The 15435-nt window shown below is 70.9% G+C and carries 9 protein-coding genes; all 9 read right to left on the reverse strand.

Annotated elements, in window-relative coordinates; all coding sequences use genetic code 11:
- Nucleotides 1-10: 10 nt before the first annotated feature.
- Nucleotides 11-2005 (reverse strand): PAS domain-containing protein, encoded by a 1995-nt coding sequence (locus VNE60_13320; protein HVB32500.1) that lies wholly within the window; start codon nucleotides 2003-2005, stop codon nucleotides 11-13.
- A gap of 185 nt (nucleotides 2006-2190) precedes the next feature.
- The gene (locus tag VNE60_13325; protein ID HVB32501.1) at nucleotides 2191-3831 is read right to left on the reverse strand and encodes an iron ABC transporter permease; all 1641 of its coding nucleotides are present in this window, start codon (nucleotides 3829-3831) and stop codon (nucleotides 2191-2193) included.
- Nucleotides 3828-4961 (reverse strand): ABC transporter ATP-binding protein, encoded by a 1134-nt coding sequence (locus VNE60_13330; GenBank protein ID HVB32502.1) that lies wholly within the window; start codon nucleotides 4959-4961, stop codon nucleotides 3828-3830. Before VNE60_13330 ends, VNE60_13325 begins: the two co-directional genes overlap by 4 nt.
- A complete protein-coding gene (locus VNE60_13335) occupies nucleotides 4910-5929 on the reverse strand; it encodes an extracellular solute-binding protein (GenBank protein HVB32503.1) in 1020 nt (339 codons plus the stop codon). Before VNE60_13335 ends, VNE60_13330 begins: the two co-directional genes overlap by 52 nt.
- Nucleotides 5930-5958: 29 nt before the next feature.
- Nucleotides 5959-8607, reverse strand: coding sequence for a PIG-L family deacetylase (locus VNE60_13340; GenBank protein ID HVB32504.1), 2649 nt, complete (start codon nucleotides 8605-8607; stop codon nucleotides 5959-5961).
- 63 nt (nucleotides 8608-8670) lie between these two features.
- Nucleotides 8671-11436 (reverse strand): 2-oxoglutarate dehydrogenase E1 component, encoded by a 2766-nt coding sequence (locus tag VNE60_13345; protein HVB32505.1) that lies wholly within the window; start codon nucleotides 11434-11436, stop codon nucleotides 8671-8673.
- Nucleotides 11437-11478: 42 nt separating this feature from the next.
- Nucleotides 11479-13113 (reverse strand): ATP-binding protein, encoded by a 1635-nt coding sequence (locus tag VNE60_13350; GenBank protein HVB32506.1) that lies wholly within the window; start codon nucleotides 13111-13113, stop codon nucleotides 11479-11481.
- A gap of 68 nt (nucleotides 13114-13181) precedes the next feature.
- On the reverse strand, nucleotides 13182-15026 hold the full coding sequence (locus tag VNE60_13355; protein HVB32507.1) for an ABC transporter ATP-binding protein: 1845 nt from the start codon (nucleotides 15024-15026) through the stop codon (nucleotides 13182-13184).
- An 89-nt stretch (nucleotides 15027-15115) separates the two neighbouring features.
- Nucleotides 15116-15435: MOSC domain-containing protein (locus VNE60_13360; GenBank protein ID HVB32508.1), on the reverse strand; the 320-nt coding region annotated here is incomplete at its 5' end.

Here is a 15435-nt window from a genome sequence, read left to right on the forward strand (position 1 = left end):
GCGCACCCGCTTACTGCGCTAGCGTGGCCGCGGCGACCTGCGCGAGCAGGTCGGACGTTCTGACCGGCTTCCGGAGCAGAAAGTCCGTAGCCGCCGTGGCGCCACGGGGTTCCCACCCTGTGACCACGCCGATCCGGAGATTGGCCCACCGCCCCCGCGCATGGGCGATGAGGTCCCATCCGCTGCCGTCGGGCAGCCCGATATCGGTGACCAGCACGTCGTAGGGCGTTTCGGCGGCGTCGCCGAGTTTGTCCATCGCCTCGGCCACGCAGGTCACGGCCTGCACGGTATGCCCGTCGCTCTCGAGCAGCGCCTGCATGAACTCGCGGCTGTCCGCGTGGTCTTCCACCAGAAGCACGCGGCGCGGCGCCCGGCGGTGGATCGGCTCCGCCGCGCCGGCCGGGGGACGATCCACGGCCAACGGGAACACGAGCCGCAGCGTCGTGCCGCGGCCGAGCACCGAATCGATCTCGGCGCGGCCGCGGTGCCGCTTGGCGATGCCGTAGACCTCGGCGAGGCCGAGGCCGGTGCCGCCCTGCCCCTTGGTGGTGAAGAAGGGCTCGAAGGCACGCTCGCGCACCTCGTCCGACATGCCGGTGCCGGTGTCGCGCACCTCGACGATCACCTCGCCATCGGCCACGCGGGTGACGATGCCGAGCGTGCCGCCGCCGTGCATGGCGTCGAGCGCGTTCTGGATCAGATTGAGCAGCGCCTCGCGGATCTCGCCGGCAATGCCGCGGATCATGGCGCCCGGCGCGAGCTCGCGCTCCAGCTGGACCAGCCCGCCGCGCGCCCGCTCGGCCCACAGCGGGCGGGTCATGGCCACCACCTCGTCGCACACCGCGGAGAGGTCGATCGCTTCCTCGCGCTCGCCCTTCATGGGTTCCTGTCGGATGAACCGGCCCACGCGCGCCGCCGTCGCGGCGCCCGTCTCGGCGGCCTTGGCGATGCGCACCGCATAGTCGCGCACGGCGGCCGGATTCTCGGCGTTGGTCTCCAGCAGGTACGCCGCCGCCATGATCGGATTGAGCGCGTTGTTCACGTCGTGCATGACGCCGGCCGCCAGCTGGCCGACCGCCGTCAGGCGCCGTTCCCGGGCCCGCGCGTCCTGCAGCGCGAGCAACTCCCGCGTGCGCTCCTGCACCATGCGTTCCAGGCGCTCGGCTTCGGTGGACACCCGCTCGTACAGCTCGGCGGTGCGTCGGGCCTCCTCCTCGAGCTGTTGCTGGAGCTGGGTGCGGAAGGTGACGTCGCGCTCCACCGTCACCGCGCCGCGAATGCGCCCCTGCTCGTCGTACAACGGATTGGCGTTGACGTCGATCACGATCGCGCCGTCGGGGCCGCGTCGCACCTCGAGCCGTTCGCCGCGCACGCGTTCGCCGCGCAGGGCGCGGGCCGTGGGATGCTCGTGCACGAACAGACTGGTGCCATCCAGCGTGCGCGGGCGGTCCAGCTGCCAGAGTTCGCGCAGCGTGCTCGGCGTGTTGGGGGCGTGGTCGAGCTGGGCCTGCGTGTTGGTGCGCCGCGTGTTGCCGTCGGCGTCCACCACGCGCACGGAATCTGGTATGACGTCGAAGATCGTCTCGAGCTGGGCGATGCTGCGGGCCAGGTCCTGGCGCAGTTCCTCGCGTTCGGTGATATCGTTGCCGGCGAAGATCAGGCCCTGTCGCCCCGACGCGGCGGTGATTGGCACGAACGTCACCTCCACCACGCGGCGGCCATCGGGGCGCTGGAAGGTGACCGGATAGGCGATGACCGGCGTGCCGCGCACCGCCGAGTCGATCTGGTCGGTGAGGTCGGCGAGCGCGTTGGGAAAGGCGTCGTACACCGAGCGCCCGGTGGCGGCGTCGGCGTCCAGCCCGGTGAGCTCGCGATAGAGCGGATTGGCGCTCACCAACTCGAGCTCGCCGTTGAAGACGGCGATGGCGTGCGCGATCGCTTCGAACAGCGCTTCGAAACGGGCGGTCGGCGTGTTCCCCAGACCGGCGGCGGGCTCTGAGTTCACGGGCGGCGCGTTCTCATGCTGGAGGAGATGGGCGGCGTCGATCGCGCAGGCATCGCGCGTCGCACGCTCCCCTCAAGTGAGTGAGGGGCCGGCGCAATGTCAATCCGCCCGGACGCCGATGGGCGGCGAGCATGGCCGCCCCCACCCCGAGCGACACGTGCTCGAACGCATGCGCGCGGTGTTCGTCACGCCATCCTCGCTTCCGCCCACCGGGCGCCGGTCGTGATCGCCAGCACGAGCGCGATGAGCAGCACGCTGTACGCCGCCGCGGTGCCGAACGAGAGCCCGCGCAGTTGCGACAGGATCTCCATGGAGATGGGCCGGTTGGCGTGCGTGTACAGCACGATGCTCGCCACGAATTCCCCGACCGCCGCCACCGACGCCAGCATGGCGCCGGCCACGAGGCCCGGCCGCGCCGCCGGCAGCACCACGCGCCGCATGGCCAGCCACCACGACGCCCCGAGCCCGCGCGCCGCGTCCTCGATGGTCGGGTCCATCTGCCGCAGCGAGCCTTCCACGGCGTTGGTGACGAGCGGGATGTTGCGGATGAAATACGCGAACGGCAGGATCCAGAACGTGCCCACGAGCAGCATGCGCGCCGAGGCCAGGGAGTTGCGGTCGAACGTCGCCGACAACCCGAGCGCGATCGCCGTGGCGGGAATCGCCCACGGCAAGGCCACGAGCAGCCCCAGCAGCTTCTTCCCGGGCGCCCGCGTGAGCACCAGCAGGTACGCGGCGAGCAGCCCGAAAACCACGTTCGCCGCGGTGGCGATGGCCGCCATGCTCACGCTGTTCGTGATCGGCTGCATCAGGTCGGGATCGGTGGCCAGGTGGCGGAAGTTGTCGAGCGTGTACTGCGGCGGCAGCACCTGCGTGGTCCACGTGCCGTCCCGCGCGAACGACACCAGCACGACCATCGCATGGGGCAGGACCAGGAACGTCACGGCCATGGCGGCGATGATCGGCGCCGCCACCCGCCAGCCCCGCGATTGCACCACGATGCGCGTCGCTCGCCCTTTCCCCGCCATCGCGTAGTCCCGGCGGCGCTCGATCCACCGCAGCGCGAACAACGCCGCCACCGCCGTCAGCGCCAGCACCGAGGTCTCGACGTAGGCCATGCCCATCGAGTCGTTGAGCTTGGACACCAGGATCTGCGTGCTCAGCACGCGCGTGCCGCCCCCGAACACGTACGGCGCCGAGAACGACCCGAGCGCGCTCATGAACACGAGCAGCATCGAGCCGACGATCGCCGGCGTGAGCAGCGGCAGCGTGACCCGGCGCAGGGTGAGCGCCGACGACGCCCCGAGGCCCGTGGCCGCTTCGTCGAGCGACGAGTCGTACCGCTCCAGCCCCGCCGAGACGAACAGGAATACGTACACGTACATCGTGTAGGCGTGCACGAACACGATCGCCCACACGCCGGTGAGCGTCCACGGCGGACGCGAGAGCCCGAACAGCTGCTGCACGCCGCGCGTGACCACGCCGCTCTCGCCGTACAGGAACAGGAACGCGATCACGCCCACGAGCGGCGGCAGCGCCGCCGGGAGCGTGGCGAACACGCTCAGCAGCCGGCGGCCCCGGAACTCGAACCGCGTGAGCAGGAACGCCAGAGGAACACCGATCGCGAGCGACGCCATCACCGACGCCACCGAGATGATGAGCGTGTTCGTGAGCGCCTCGTGATCGGCCGGGCTGCTGAGGAACGCCCGCCAATCCCTGAGCCCGTGCGCGAAGCTGCCCGCCACCACCGACACGTTGGGATACACGACGCTCCACAGCAGGAGCGCCAGGATGGCGAGAGCGAGCCCCGTGTACCGCTTGCTCACCGCGCCCCGGGCGCGGCCACGAGCGCGATCGGATGCGGCCGCAGGCGCACCCCCACCGCGTCGCCCTCGGCCACGCGGCCGTGATCCGCCATCACCTCGAGGGGCTCGGAGGCGCCGGCGATGTTGCCCACGCGGTACACGAAGTGATCACCGGCGAACCGCCGGGTCTGCACCGTGCCCCGCCAGGCGTCGGGTTCGGTGGCGTCCACCACGGCCAGCGTCTCGGGGCGGAGCACCGCCACCTGCGGGGCGCCGGCCGCCGCCGCCCCGAGCGGCGCCCGCTGGGTCACGCCGCCGATCGTCACCAGCGCCGCGTCGCCCTCGGCGCGCGCCGGCGCCAGCGCCCCGCGGCCCACGAACCGGGCCACGACATGGGAGGCTGGCGCGTGGTACAGCGCTTCCGGCGTCCCCACCTGCTCGAGCCGCCCCGCGCACAGCATCGCCACCCGGTCGGCCACCGCGAACGCATCCTCCTGATCGTGGGTCACGAACACCACGGTGATGCGGAGCCGGTGCAGCATCTCGCGCAACTCGTCGCGCGTGGTCTGGCGCAGCATGGGATCGAGATTGGACAGCGGCTCGTCGAGCAGCAGCACGTGGGGCTCGATCACCAGCGCGCGCGCCAGCGCCACGCGCTGCTGTTCCCCGCCCGACAACGCCTGCACGGCACGCGATCCGTAATCCGCCAGCCCCACGCCCGCCAGCGCCTGGGCGGCGCGCTGCCGGCGCTCGGCCCTCGACACGCCCCGCGCCTCGAGCCCGAACGCGACGTTCTCCAGCACCGGCATGTGCGGGAACAGGGCGTAGTGCTGGAACACCATGCCGAACCCGCGGCGCTGCGGCGGCTCGCGCGTGATGTCGCGCTCGGCGCCGGCGGCGTCGACCAGCGCGATCCGCCCGCCGTCCGGCGGTTCGTAGCCGGCGATCATGCGCAGCGTGGTGGTCTTGCCCGACCCCGACGCGCCGATGAGCGCCAGCAACTCGCCGGCCCGCACGTCGAGCGACAGCTCCTCCACGCCGCGCCCCGTTCCCTCGTAGCGGCGCGACACCCCGATCAGGCGCAGTCCGCTCGCGTCGCTCACTTGCCGCGCCGGCTGTTGCGGATGTTCGCGTCCCAGTACTTCATCCACGTGTCCGTGCTGTCCACCAGCATCTGGCGATCGAGCTGCATCGGCTTGATCTGCGCGCGCGCTTGGCGGATCCAATCGGGCAGCGAGTCGGGGTCGAGGTCGGTGCGCACCGGAATGCGGACGAATCGGTCGGCGGCGGCGATCAGCGCCTTGGGCGTGGTCACGAATTCGTAGAACGCGCGGGCCAGCTCCGGATGCTTGCTCCCGCGCACGATCGCGATCGCGTCCACGATCTGCGGCGTGCCGCTCGACGGAATCACGTACGCCAGGGGGAACTCCGACTTCTGCTTGAGCAGCGCGATGTCGGGCATGTCCCAGAGGCTGATCAGCCCCTCCTGCCGCCCCAGTTTCTGGTAGAGCAGCGTCGGGTTGAGCGTGTACTCGCTCGTCTGCCCGTCGAGCCGGCGCAGCCAGTCCCACCCCGCCTGCTCCGACCCGGTCTGGGCGATCGACCGCGCGACGATCGACGCGAAGATCGCGCGCATCGATCCCGAGGCGATCGGATCGCGGATGAGCACCTTGCCCTTCCATTTGGGATCGAGCACGTCGTCCCAATCCTTGGGCGCGTCCGCCGCGGACACGGCCTTGGAGTTGTAGGCGATCACCTCGGGGGTGAGATACGTGCCGTACCACAGATCGTGCGGATCGCGCGCGTCGGCCGGCACGTCGGCGGCCCAGGTGGGCTTGTACGGTTCCAGCAGCCCTTCGCTCGCGCCGCGCGCGAACGTCTCCGACGGCGCGCCGAACCAGACGTCGGCCTGCGGGTTGGCCTTCTCCGAGCGCAGGCGGTCGAGCACGTCCTGCGATCCCATGTCCACCCACTGCACGTCCACGTCGGGATGCACGGCCTCGAAGGCGTCGGCGTAGTATTGCAGCAGATCCTTGCCGTGCGGCGAGTACACCACGAGCGGCGTGCGCGAGTCGTGCGCGCAGGCCGCCAGCAGCAGCCCCGCGGCGAGGCCGGCCATTCCCCGGAATTTCCCCCGCATCGCTCCCCTCACGGCGTCGGCAGCGCGGACTTCCGCCCGCCCACGGCCGCGCGCTGGTTGGCCGACAGGATGTTCACGAACAGCCGGGCCGCCCCCGGGTTCCCGGCCGGCAGCTGGCGGAAGAACGACAGCGTGGCGTAGACGAACGTGCCCCTGCCGAGCGGCGCCACGAGGATCCCCGCGTCGTTGGGCGGCTCGCCGGTGTCGTGCATCGACAGGATCGCATGGTAGTGATCGTCGAACGTGTGCGGCATGTACGACGACCGCTCCTGCACCCAGTGGTCGAAGTCCGATGCCGTGATCCTGTTCGGCGTGTTGAGAATCGGCGACGCGGGATCGAGGATCGTCACCGGGGCGTCCTCCTCGGTCACGCGGTCGGCCGGACGCGACAGCGTGATCGGATATGGAAGCTGCCCCGGTCGCACCACCTGTTCGTACTGCTCCACCAGCGTGCCGCCGTTCCGCGCGTACTTCAGCAGCCGGCCGTTGTTCGCCCGCAGGGCGTCGCTCGCGTCGAACGCCCGCGCGCCCACCACCACCGCGGCGAATTTCGAGAGATCGGTCTCCGGCAGCGCGTCGGGCGCCACCGTGGTCACGCGCAGTCCGAGCTGGTCGAGCATCGGCTCCACGTTGTCGCCCACCCCGGGGATGTACGCGATCGCCATCCCGCGCGCGTAGTTCACGTCCACGGCCTGCAGCTCCACCGCCGCCTGCCGGTAGTAGCGCTGCGGCTGGATGTGCTCGTACTCCACGGGCACGTACCCCAACGTGAACGTCTGGCCGTCGCTCGCGGCCGACGCCGAGATCGCGTGCGCGCCGGGCCGGAGCGTGCCGCGCAGGCGGAAGTAGAGGTTGGCGTCCTCACCCGGCGCCAGCGTCAACGTGCGGGTGGCGCTGTCGGCGGTGAGGCCGGCCGGCAGCGCCAGCGTGACCGTCACGCGCCGTTCATGCGACGCGTCCGACCGCACGACCAGGTGCTCGCGGCGGTCGAGCGCGGTGTTGGCGCGCGCGTATTCCACCTCGCGGTCGAACAGCACCGTGATCGCCGGGGCGAGCGCGATCGGCCGCTCCACCTCGCCACGCGCCGGATCGGCGAACCGGCGCACGATGGGTGAGATCTCGTACGTGAAGTGCACGCCCGCGATCTCGAGGCCCACCCGTACGCCGGAACTCCGCACGCGGTCCTCGCCTTCGAGCAGTTGCGGCACCGGGGTGCCGCGGAGGTCGCCCGGCGGGCGCAGGCTGAACATGTCGCCGGCCAGCGGATATCGCAGCCACCACGGCATCGTCGGCTCGCCGGCCATCGTCTGGTCGTAGGTCTGCTCCCACAGCGCTTCGGGTGCCACCGCCTGCGGGGCCGGCCCCACGTACGTGCCGCTGCTGTCGCGCCCCAGGTACGCCACCGGCGCGCGCCCATGGTTCACGACGCTGATCGTGATCGGCGCGCGGTCGCCGATCGCGATCACTTCCCTTGGCGACGTGGCGAGCAGCTGCACGCCCGCCGCGAGCAGCAGCGCCCGCTTGGCGCGCCGCACCTGCTCGTCCATCGTCGTCGCGAAGTCGCCCATGGCGCCAGCGCACACCGGCACCGGCATCCCCGCCGCCGCGCACCCGCGCGCGCCGGCCGCGGCCCGCTGCGCCAGATCGAGGTAGTGGGCGATCGGCGCCACCGCGCTCGACGGGTCGATCAGGTGCAGATGGCGCGCGATCTCGACGCCCGCGCCGTCCAGCGAATCCACGGCGGCGCGAGCCGCGGGCGGCAGCGGGAGCGCCGCGAATCGCGCGAAGCTCGTGTCCATCCCCGCGAACAACGACGTCGTGTCGCGGCTCGACGCCGGCGGCAGCGCCACCTCCAGCCGCACGTGATCCAGCCGCGGCTCCAGCGGCGCCAGATTCCCCTGCCCCTGCGAGCGATGCTGCGACCGACTCTCGGCGGCGATCGCGGCGTAGGTGCGGCCCTCGAGCACGTCGTACGCCCCGACGTCGATCGGCAGCGTGCCGGGCATCGGCTGATCTGCGCCGCGGCCGAACACCCGCGCCGACCGGTAGAACACCGTCGGCGTCCACGCCCCCATGCCATTGGTGGCCGAGCGCGGATAGCGCACCGTGTCGCCCGCGAGGTCGAACGCCTCGCGCGACAGGATGCCCGACACCTGGTGGTGGCCGTGCCCGTCGCGCGGCGTGCCCGACCATACCGAGATGACCACCTGCGGGCGGTACGCCCGGATCACGCTGATCATGTCGCGGAGGATCGAATCGCTGGGCCAGTGTTTGAACGTTTCGGCGGCCGTCTTCGAGAACCCGAAGTCGTACGCCCGCGTGAAGTACTGGCGGCCGCCGTCGATGCGCCGCGCCGCGAGCAGTTCCTGCGTGCGGATCATGCCCAGCAGCGGCCCCAGTTCGTTACCGATCAGATTCTGCCCGCCGTCGCCCCGCGTGAGCGACAGGTACGCCGTCTCGATGTGGCGCCCCTTGGCAAGGTAGGTGATCAACTGCGTATCCTCGTCGTCGGGATGCGCCCCGATCATGAGGACGCGCACCGAGACGCCCAGGCCGCCCACGGCCTCGCCCAACGCGGCGGCGCCGCGCTCCTGACCGATCAGGATCCGCGGCGCGAGAACGAGTGCTGCGACGAGAACAAGGGACCGAGTTCGCACGCGACGCTCACCGGTTTGTGGAATTGTCACTCGGAACGCGCGCCGACGGCGCGCCCCCTACGGCTAGACCTTCGCGGCCTTGCGACGCGGCGTGCCGGCCGGCGCCAGGGTGAGCGCGTCGCTCACGATGCGGGCCTGCTCCTCCGCGTGCATGGACGGATAACCCTCGGCGGGACTCGCGCGTTCCGGACGCCCCACGTACCGCACCGGGAGCTGCGTCCCCGTGGACGCCCGCAGGCGCGGCGACACGTAGGTCCACGCGCCCATGTTGCGCGGCTCTTCCTGCGCCCACACCACGTCCTCCACGTTCGGATACGCATCCACCACGGCCCCGATGGCATCGTGCGGCCACGGAGCCAATTCTTCCACGCGTACCAGCGCCACGCCAGGCTCCCCACCCGCCTTCGCGCGGGCGTCGAGCATGTCATAGTAGATCTTGCCGGTGCAGAACACCACGCGCCGCACGCCGGCGCGGTGCGCCGCCGCGGCCGGGTCATCGAGCACGGGGAGGAACCGCGCGGCCCCCAACTCCTCGAGCGTCGACAGCGCCGCCGCCAGGCGCAGCAGCGACTTGGGCTGCATCAACACCAGCGGACGCCGCACCCGGCGCGCCGCCTGCCGCCGCAGGATGTGGAAGTACTGCGCCGGCGTGGACGGATACGCCACCGACAGATTCTCTTCGGCCGTGAGTTGCAGATACCGCTCCAGCCGCGCGCTCGAGTGCTCCGGTCCCTGCCCCTCGTAGCCGTGCGGCAGCAACAGGATCAGCCCCGAGTCCTGCCCCCATTTGGAGTGGCCCGCCGACAGGAACTGGTCCACGATCGGCTGGGCCACGTTGGCGAAGTCGCCGTACTGCGCTTCCCAGAGCGTGAGATCCGCAGGCGCCACGACGCTGAATCCGTACTCGAAACCCATCACCGCCATCTCCGACAGCGGGCTGTTGTGGATCTCGAACGGCGCCTTGCCCTGGGACAGATGGGCGAGCGGCGTATACGTCTCGCCGGTCTCCACGTCGTGCAACACCGCCTGCCGGTGCGAGAACGTGCCGCGTTCGGCGTCCTGTCCGGTGAGCCGCACGCCGGTGCCGGCCACGAGCAGCGAGGCGAACGCGAGCGCCTCGGCGTGCCCCCAGTCGATGCCGCCCGCGTGCAGGCCGTCGCGACGCCGCGCCAGCGTGCGCTGCAACGTCGGGTGCAGCTTGAACGACGCCGGCCACGAGAGCATCTCCTCGTTCAGCCCCGCCAGGTGCTCGGTCTTCACCGCCGTGTCCGGATCCTCCAGCCGCGGCGGGTGCGACTCGGCCACCGACGCCATCGTCGCTTCCTTCTTTGCCTTCACGTCCTTGAAGATCTCGCCCAGCCCGTCGGCCAGCGCCTTGTCCATCGCCACCACGTCGGACTCGCTCACCACGCGCTCGCGCACCAGGCGCGCGCCCCACACCTCGCGCGCCGTGGGGTGCGTCTTGATGATCTCGTACATCCGCGGCTGCGTGAACGCCGGCTGGTCCGCTTCGTTGTGGCCGTGCCGGCGGTAGCCCACGAGGTCGATCAGGAAGTCCTTGTGGAACCGGTCGCGGTACATCATCGCCAGGCGAATCGCCTGGATGCACGCTTCGATGTCGTCGGCGTTCACGTGCACGATCGGCACTTCAAAGCCCTTGGCCAGATCGCTCGCGTAATGCGTGGACCGCGCGTCGATCGGATCGGTGGTGAAGCCCACCTGATTGTTGGTGATGATGTGCAGCGTGCCCCCCACCCGGTAGCCGTCCAGCAGGGCGAGGTTGAAGGTTTCCGCCACCACGCCTTCGCCGGGGAATGCGGCGTCGCCGTGCACGCAGATCGGCAGCACCGAGCGCTCGTCGCGCTCGCTCCGGTTGCTGGCCCCGCGCTGCAGCGCCCGCGCCACGCCCACCATCACCGGATTCACCAGCTCCAGATGGCTGGGATTCGGCACCAGCTCCAGGGCCACCGTCGCGCCGCCGAACTCGCGCTCCGACCGGTAGCCCAGGTGGTACTTCACGTCGCCCGATCGGTTGGGGTCGGGCGACACCCGCTCGCCGGCGAATTCGGCGAACAGATCCCGCGCCGGCTTGCCCATCACGTGCCGCAGCACGTTCAGCCGGCCGCGATGCGCCAGGCCGAGCACCACGGTGCGCGCGCCGCTCCCCGCCCCGCACGCGATCGCTTCGTCGATCATCGGAACCAGCGCGTCCACGCCCTCGATCGAGAACCGCTTCGCGTTCACGAACGCCAGGCCGAGGAAGCGCTCGAACCCGTCCACCTCGGTGAGCCGGCCCAGCAGCGCCTTCTTCTCCTCGGCCGTGAGCGGTGTCGTGAACGTGCCGCGTTCGATCTGCTGGCGAATCCACAGCCGCTCGTGCTCGTCGCTCACGTGCACGAATTCGTACGCGAGGCCGCCGCAGTACCAGGCGCGGCGCTTCGCCACCGCCTCGGCCGCCGTGCCCTCGCTCTCGCCCAGCGCCGAACCCGGCACGTCCCGCAGGTCCGCCTCGGTGATCCCGTGATACTCCGGCGTCAGCTCGGCCGCGCCGTGCGGCGGCGTGCCCAGAGGATCGATCGGGACGGCGTAGTGGCCGTACCGGCGGATGGCGGCCACGAGGGCGCCCGCGCCGGCGGCCTTGTGGAGAAGTTCGGCGTCCTGGCCCCCGGCCGCCCCACCCGCCGCGGGCGCGATGCCGCTCAGCGATTCCGCGAACCGGAAATACTGGCGCCACGACTCATCCACCAACGCCGGGTCGCGCCGGTACGCCTCATAGGCTTCGGCGATGTAGCCGTCGTTGAATACGCTGGAAATGGGAAGCCCGCTCATGCCCGAAAATCTAATCAGCCCCGGAACTCCGACGTGAGGAGATCAGGCGGGCCAGGCGGGAGCTTCACGGGGCAGCACCAGCGTGAACGTCGAGCCCACCCCGGGCGTGGATTCGACGTCGATCCGCCCGCCCAGCAGGCCGGCCAGCCGGCGCGAGATATAGAGTCCCAGGCCCGTGCCTCCGAAGCGGCGGGTGAGCCCGGTCTCGAGCTGCGCGAACGGCTGGAACAGACGGTTGAGGTCGTCGGCCGAGATCCCGATGCCGGTGTCCTGCACGCTGAACCGCACCTCGTCGGCGTCCCGCCGCACGGAGAGCCGCACCTCCCCCTGGTCGGTGAACTTCACCGCGTTCCCGGTGAGGTTCACCAGCACCTGGCGCGCCTTGTCCACGTCGCTCGTCATGCGGATGGGCTCCACCGACGACTCGCAGGCCACCGTGATCTGCTTGCGGCGCGCCAGCGGCTCCGTCACGGCCGCCGCCGCCACGATCAGGTCGCCGGCCAGGAAATCCGTGGGCCGCACCACCTCTCCACCAGCCTCCAGACTCGCGTACGCCAGCACTTCCTCGATCATCGACGCCAGATGCTCCGTCACCGCCCGCATCCGCGCGAGCACGTCCAACTGCGTGTCGGAGAGCGGTCCCATCACCTGATCCGACAGGAGTTCCTCGTAGCCGGTGAGGGCCGTGAGCGGCGTGCGCAGTTCGTGCGAGATCGTGGTCAGGAACCGCCCCTTGGCGGCGTCGCCGGCCTGCGCCTGCTCGTACAGCTGCTGCTTCCACAGCGCCAGCGCCGCGTGATCCGCGATCACCCGCAGCCGCTGCGCCTCGCGCGTCGTGAACGGCACCGACCGCACGTCGCGCATCACGGCCAGCGTCCCGAGCACTCGATCGTGCGCGATCAGCGGCGCCATGAGCATCGGGCCCACGTCGGCGCGAGAGAGCAGCCTGGCCCGCGGCCGGTCGGACTGGCCGAAGTCCTCCACCATCGCCACTTCGCGTGAGTTGATCGCTTCCTGCGCCAGCGAACCGGCGAGCGAGAACCTGAGCCCGGTCACCTGCGTGGCGATGCCCACCGCCGACACGATCTCGGCCTCGGTCTCCGTGGTGCGCAACACCGCCGCGCCGTGGCCGTGGCACTGGATGGCCGCCGCGTCGCACAGCAGCGACAGCAGCGCGTCGGAATCGGCCACTTCGGACATCTGCCGCGCCAACCCGCGCAACGACTCGTTTTCCTCGTTGCGCTCCTCGAGCGCCTTGTCCCGCGCGCTCCGCAGCATGGCGAAGGCGCGCGACACGGCAATCACCAGGCAGCCGGTCCGGTCGCGAGCGACGCGCACCCCGTAGGCCCGCAATTCGCCGCCCACGTCGGTCTCGAGGTCGAACCGCCGCGTGGCCCCGTCGGCGAGCGACGTCCGGATCATCGCCGCGCCGGGCTCCACGGTGAACCCCGGATACAGGGCCCAGAAGTCCTGGCCGAGCCCCGCGGCGCGTTGCACGCCGAGAATGCGCTCCCACGACGCGTTCATGTAGCGCAGCCGCCACTCGGCGTCCACCACCGCCACACCGTCGCCCAGCGCGTCCATCGCCGCCTGCGCGTCCACCGCGTCGTCCGCCGGTCCCAGACCGAAGTCCGCGGCGCCGGGAGGCGTGTCCAGGAAATCACCGAAGCTGTTCACGGCTGAAGACTGCCCGGAACGTGATCCGCCAGTCAAGCGCACCCCGGCGAAACCCTGCCGGGCCCGCGTTACGGAGAGAGCGCGAGCGCCTCGGAGCCCTCGCCGCCGCCCCCGAATCCGCTCCGCAGCAATTCCGCGAACGCCCCGTTCGCCGCCGCCAACTCGTCCCACGTCCCGATCTCGGCCACGCGGCCGCCATCCAGCACCACGATGCGATCGGCGCGGCGCACGGTCGACAGCCGGTGCGCGATCACGAGCGTCGTGCGCCCCCGCGTCGCCGCCACGAGCGCCGCCCGCACGAGCTCTTCCGATACCGTGTCCAGATTCGACGTCGCCTCATCCAGGATCAGGAACCGCGGATTGCGCACGATCGCGCGCGCGATCGACAACCGTTGCCGCTGGCCGCCCGACAACATCACGCCGCGCTCCCCGATCGCGGTGTCCAACCGGTCGGGGAGCGACTCCAGGAAATCGTCCAGATGCGCCACGTGCAGCGCGAACTCGATGTCCTCCGTGGTCGCCTGCGGCCATCCGAACGCCACGTTGGCGCCGAGCGTGTCGTTGAACAGGAACGGCTCCTGCTCCACCAGCGCAACGTGCGTGTGCCAACTCTCCGCCGAGAACGTCCAGTAGTCCACGCCGTCCACGTACACGCTCCCTCCACTCGGCTCCCGGAGACGCATCAGGAGCGTCGCGAGCGTGGTCTTGCCGCTGCCCGACCGTCCCACCAGAGCCACCGTCGCCCCCGACGGCATGTCGAACGACACGCCCTCCAATGCCCCATGGTCCGGACGGTACCGATACGATAGGTCGCGCACGGACAGGCCCTCACGGATGGCCTCGAAGCGCTGCGCGCCGAACGCGCGCGCCGGGAATCTCGGCGTGTCGAGCCAGCGCGCGATCTCCCGCGTGCTGCCAGAGAGATACAGCAGCTGCGCCTGCGTTCCGAAGAACCGATTCACCAACGGCACCAGCCGCAGCAGGATGAGCCCGAATGCCGTCAGCTTGGCCTGCGACATATGGCCCGGAGTCACCAGCAACGCGAAGGCGCCGATGAGCAGGGCCATCGCCACCACGATCGACCCCGTCTCCACCACGGGCAGCAACAGCGCCGTCGCGCGCCGGAAACGCTCCTCGGTGGCCGCCTGCACGCCGCTGACCCCGCCGAACCGGTCGCGCATGACGTCCTGCGCATTCGTCACCCGCACCACGCGCACGCCGTTGAACGCCTCCGACGCCCCGCGGGCCAGTCCCAGGTTCGCCGCCGTCAGCTCTCCGCCCAGACGCGCGAAGTGCCGGTACAGCCCCGACACCAGGAGCCCCACGGCCGCGCCGGCGATCAGCGTCGCGCCGGCCAGGAATGGCGAGATCCACACCAGTCCGACGAAGAACAGCGCCGCCGTCCCCACGGTCTGCGCCAGTCCCATCACGACCGTCAGGCAGTCGATCGCGCGGCGCGTCTCCTCCACGAACAGCGTCGAGAGGGCCGCCGACGAATGCTGTTCGAATACTTCGAGCGGCGCCTCCTGCAGACGCGCGAACAGCACGCCCCGGACGTTCTCCGTGGCGGTCCGCTCGATGCGCGCCAGGAGGGTGGTGTTGGCGTACGACGACGCGTTCTTGAGCGCAATCGCCAGCACCACGGCGGCGGCGAAGATCATCGACAGCGTCACCGTCGGCGCCCCGGGCGCCAGCCGGAGCGCCAGCGTCACCACCCGCGATCCACCCGTGCCCGTGCCCAGCACGAGGTTGAGCAGTTGCGCCAGCAGTCCCACCGCGGTGACTTCCATCACCGTCGTCAGCCCCATCGTGAACACGAGGATGGCGGAAGACCACGGCGTCAACGGGATGAATGGGCGCAGCCTGACGAGCGCGCGCACCGCATTCCAGATGTCTCTGAACGAGTTCCGCATGGGCGTGCGTCAAGATACCGCCTGGCCCGGAGCCCCGACATACCGAATCGCGGCGCGCGCCACCAACGCGTGCCGGACCGCCCGCGGCGCTACGGTGCCAGGAGCACGAACGGGTCTCCCGCCGCGATCACCCCGCCCCGCAGCACCCGCGCGTACACCCGGCTCCACCCGGGGTGCAGCTTCTGCGACACCCGCGCGATGTCCTCGCCGGCAAACCAGGCACGCAGATTGCCGCACGGATTGGCGTAGCTCGTGACCTCCGCTTCCACGGTGCCGGCCCGGAACCGAGCGCCCGGCGTCATCGCCGCCCAGGGCACGCCGCGCACCGTGAGGTTCTCCCCCGCCGCGCCCACGACGATCGCGTGCCCTTCGGCCCGCAGCGCGTCGATGAGATCGGCGGAGTAGATGC

Source organism: Gemmatimonadaceae bacterium (assembly GCA_035533755.1).
GTDB lineage: Bacteria > Gemmatimonadota > Gemmatimonadetes > Gemmatimonadales > Gemmatimonadaceae > JAGWRI01.

Bases quoted from the DNA above. Each gene is read 5' to 3' on its own strand.
- VNE60_13335 (HVB32503.1), bottom strand. From the start codon at position 5,929: ATGGCCGGCCTCGCCGCGGGGCTGCTGCTGGCGGCCTGCGCGCACGAC.
- VNE60_13345 (HVB32505.1), bottom strand. From the start codon at position 11,436: ATGAGCGGGCTTCCCATTTCCAGCGTATTCAACGACGGCTACATCGCC.
- VNE60_13355 (HVB32507.1), bottom strand. From the start codon at position 15,026: ATGCGGAACTCGTTCAGAGACATCTGGAATGCGGTGCGCGCGCTCGTC.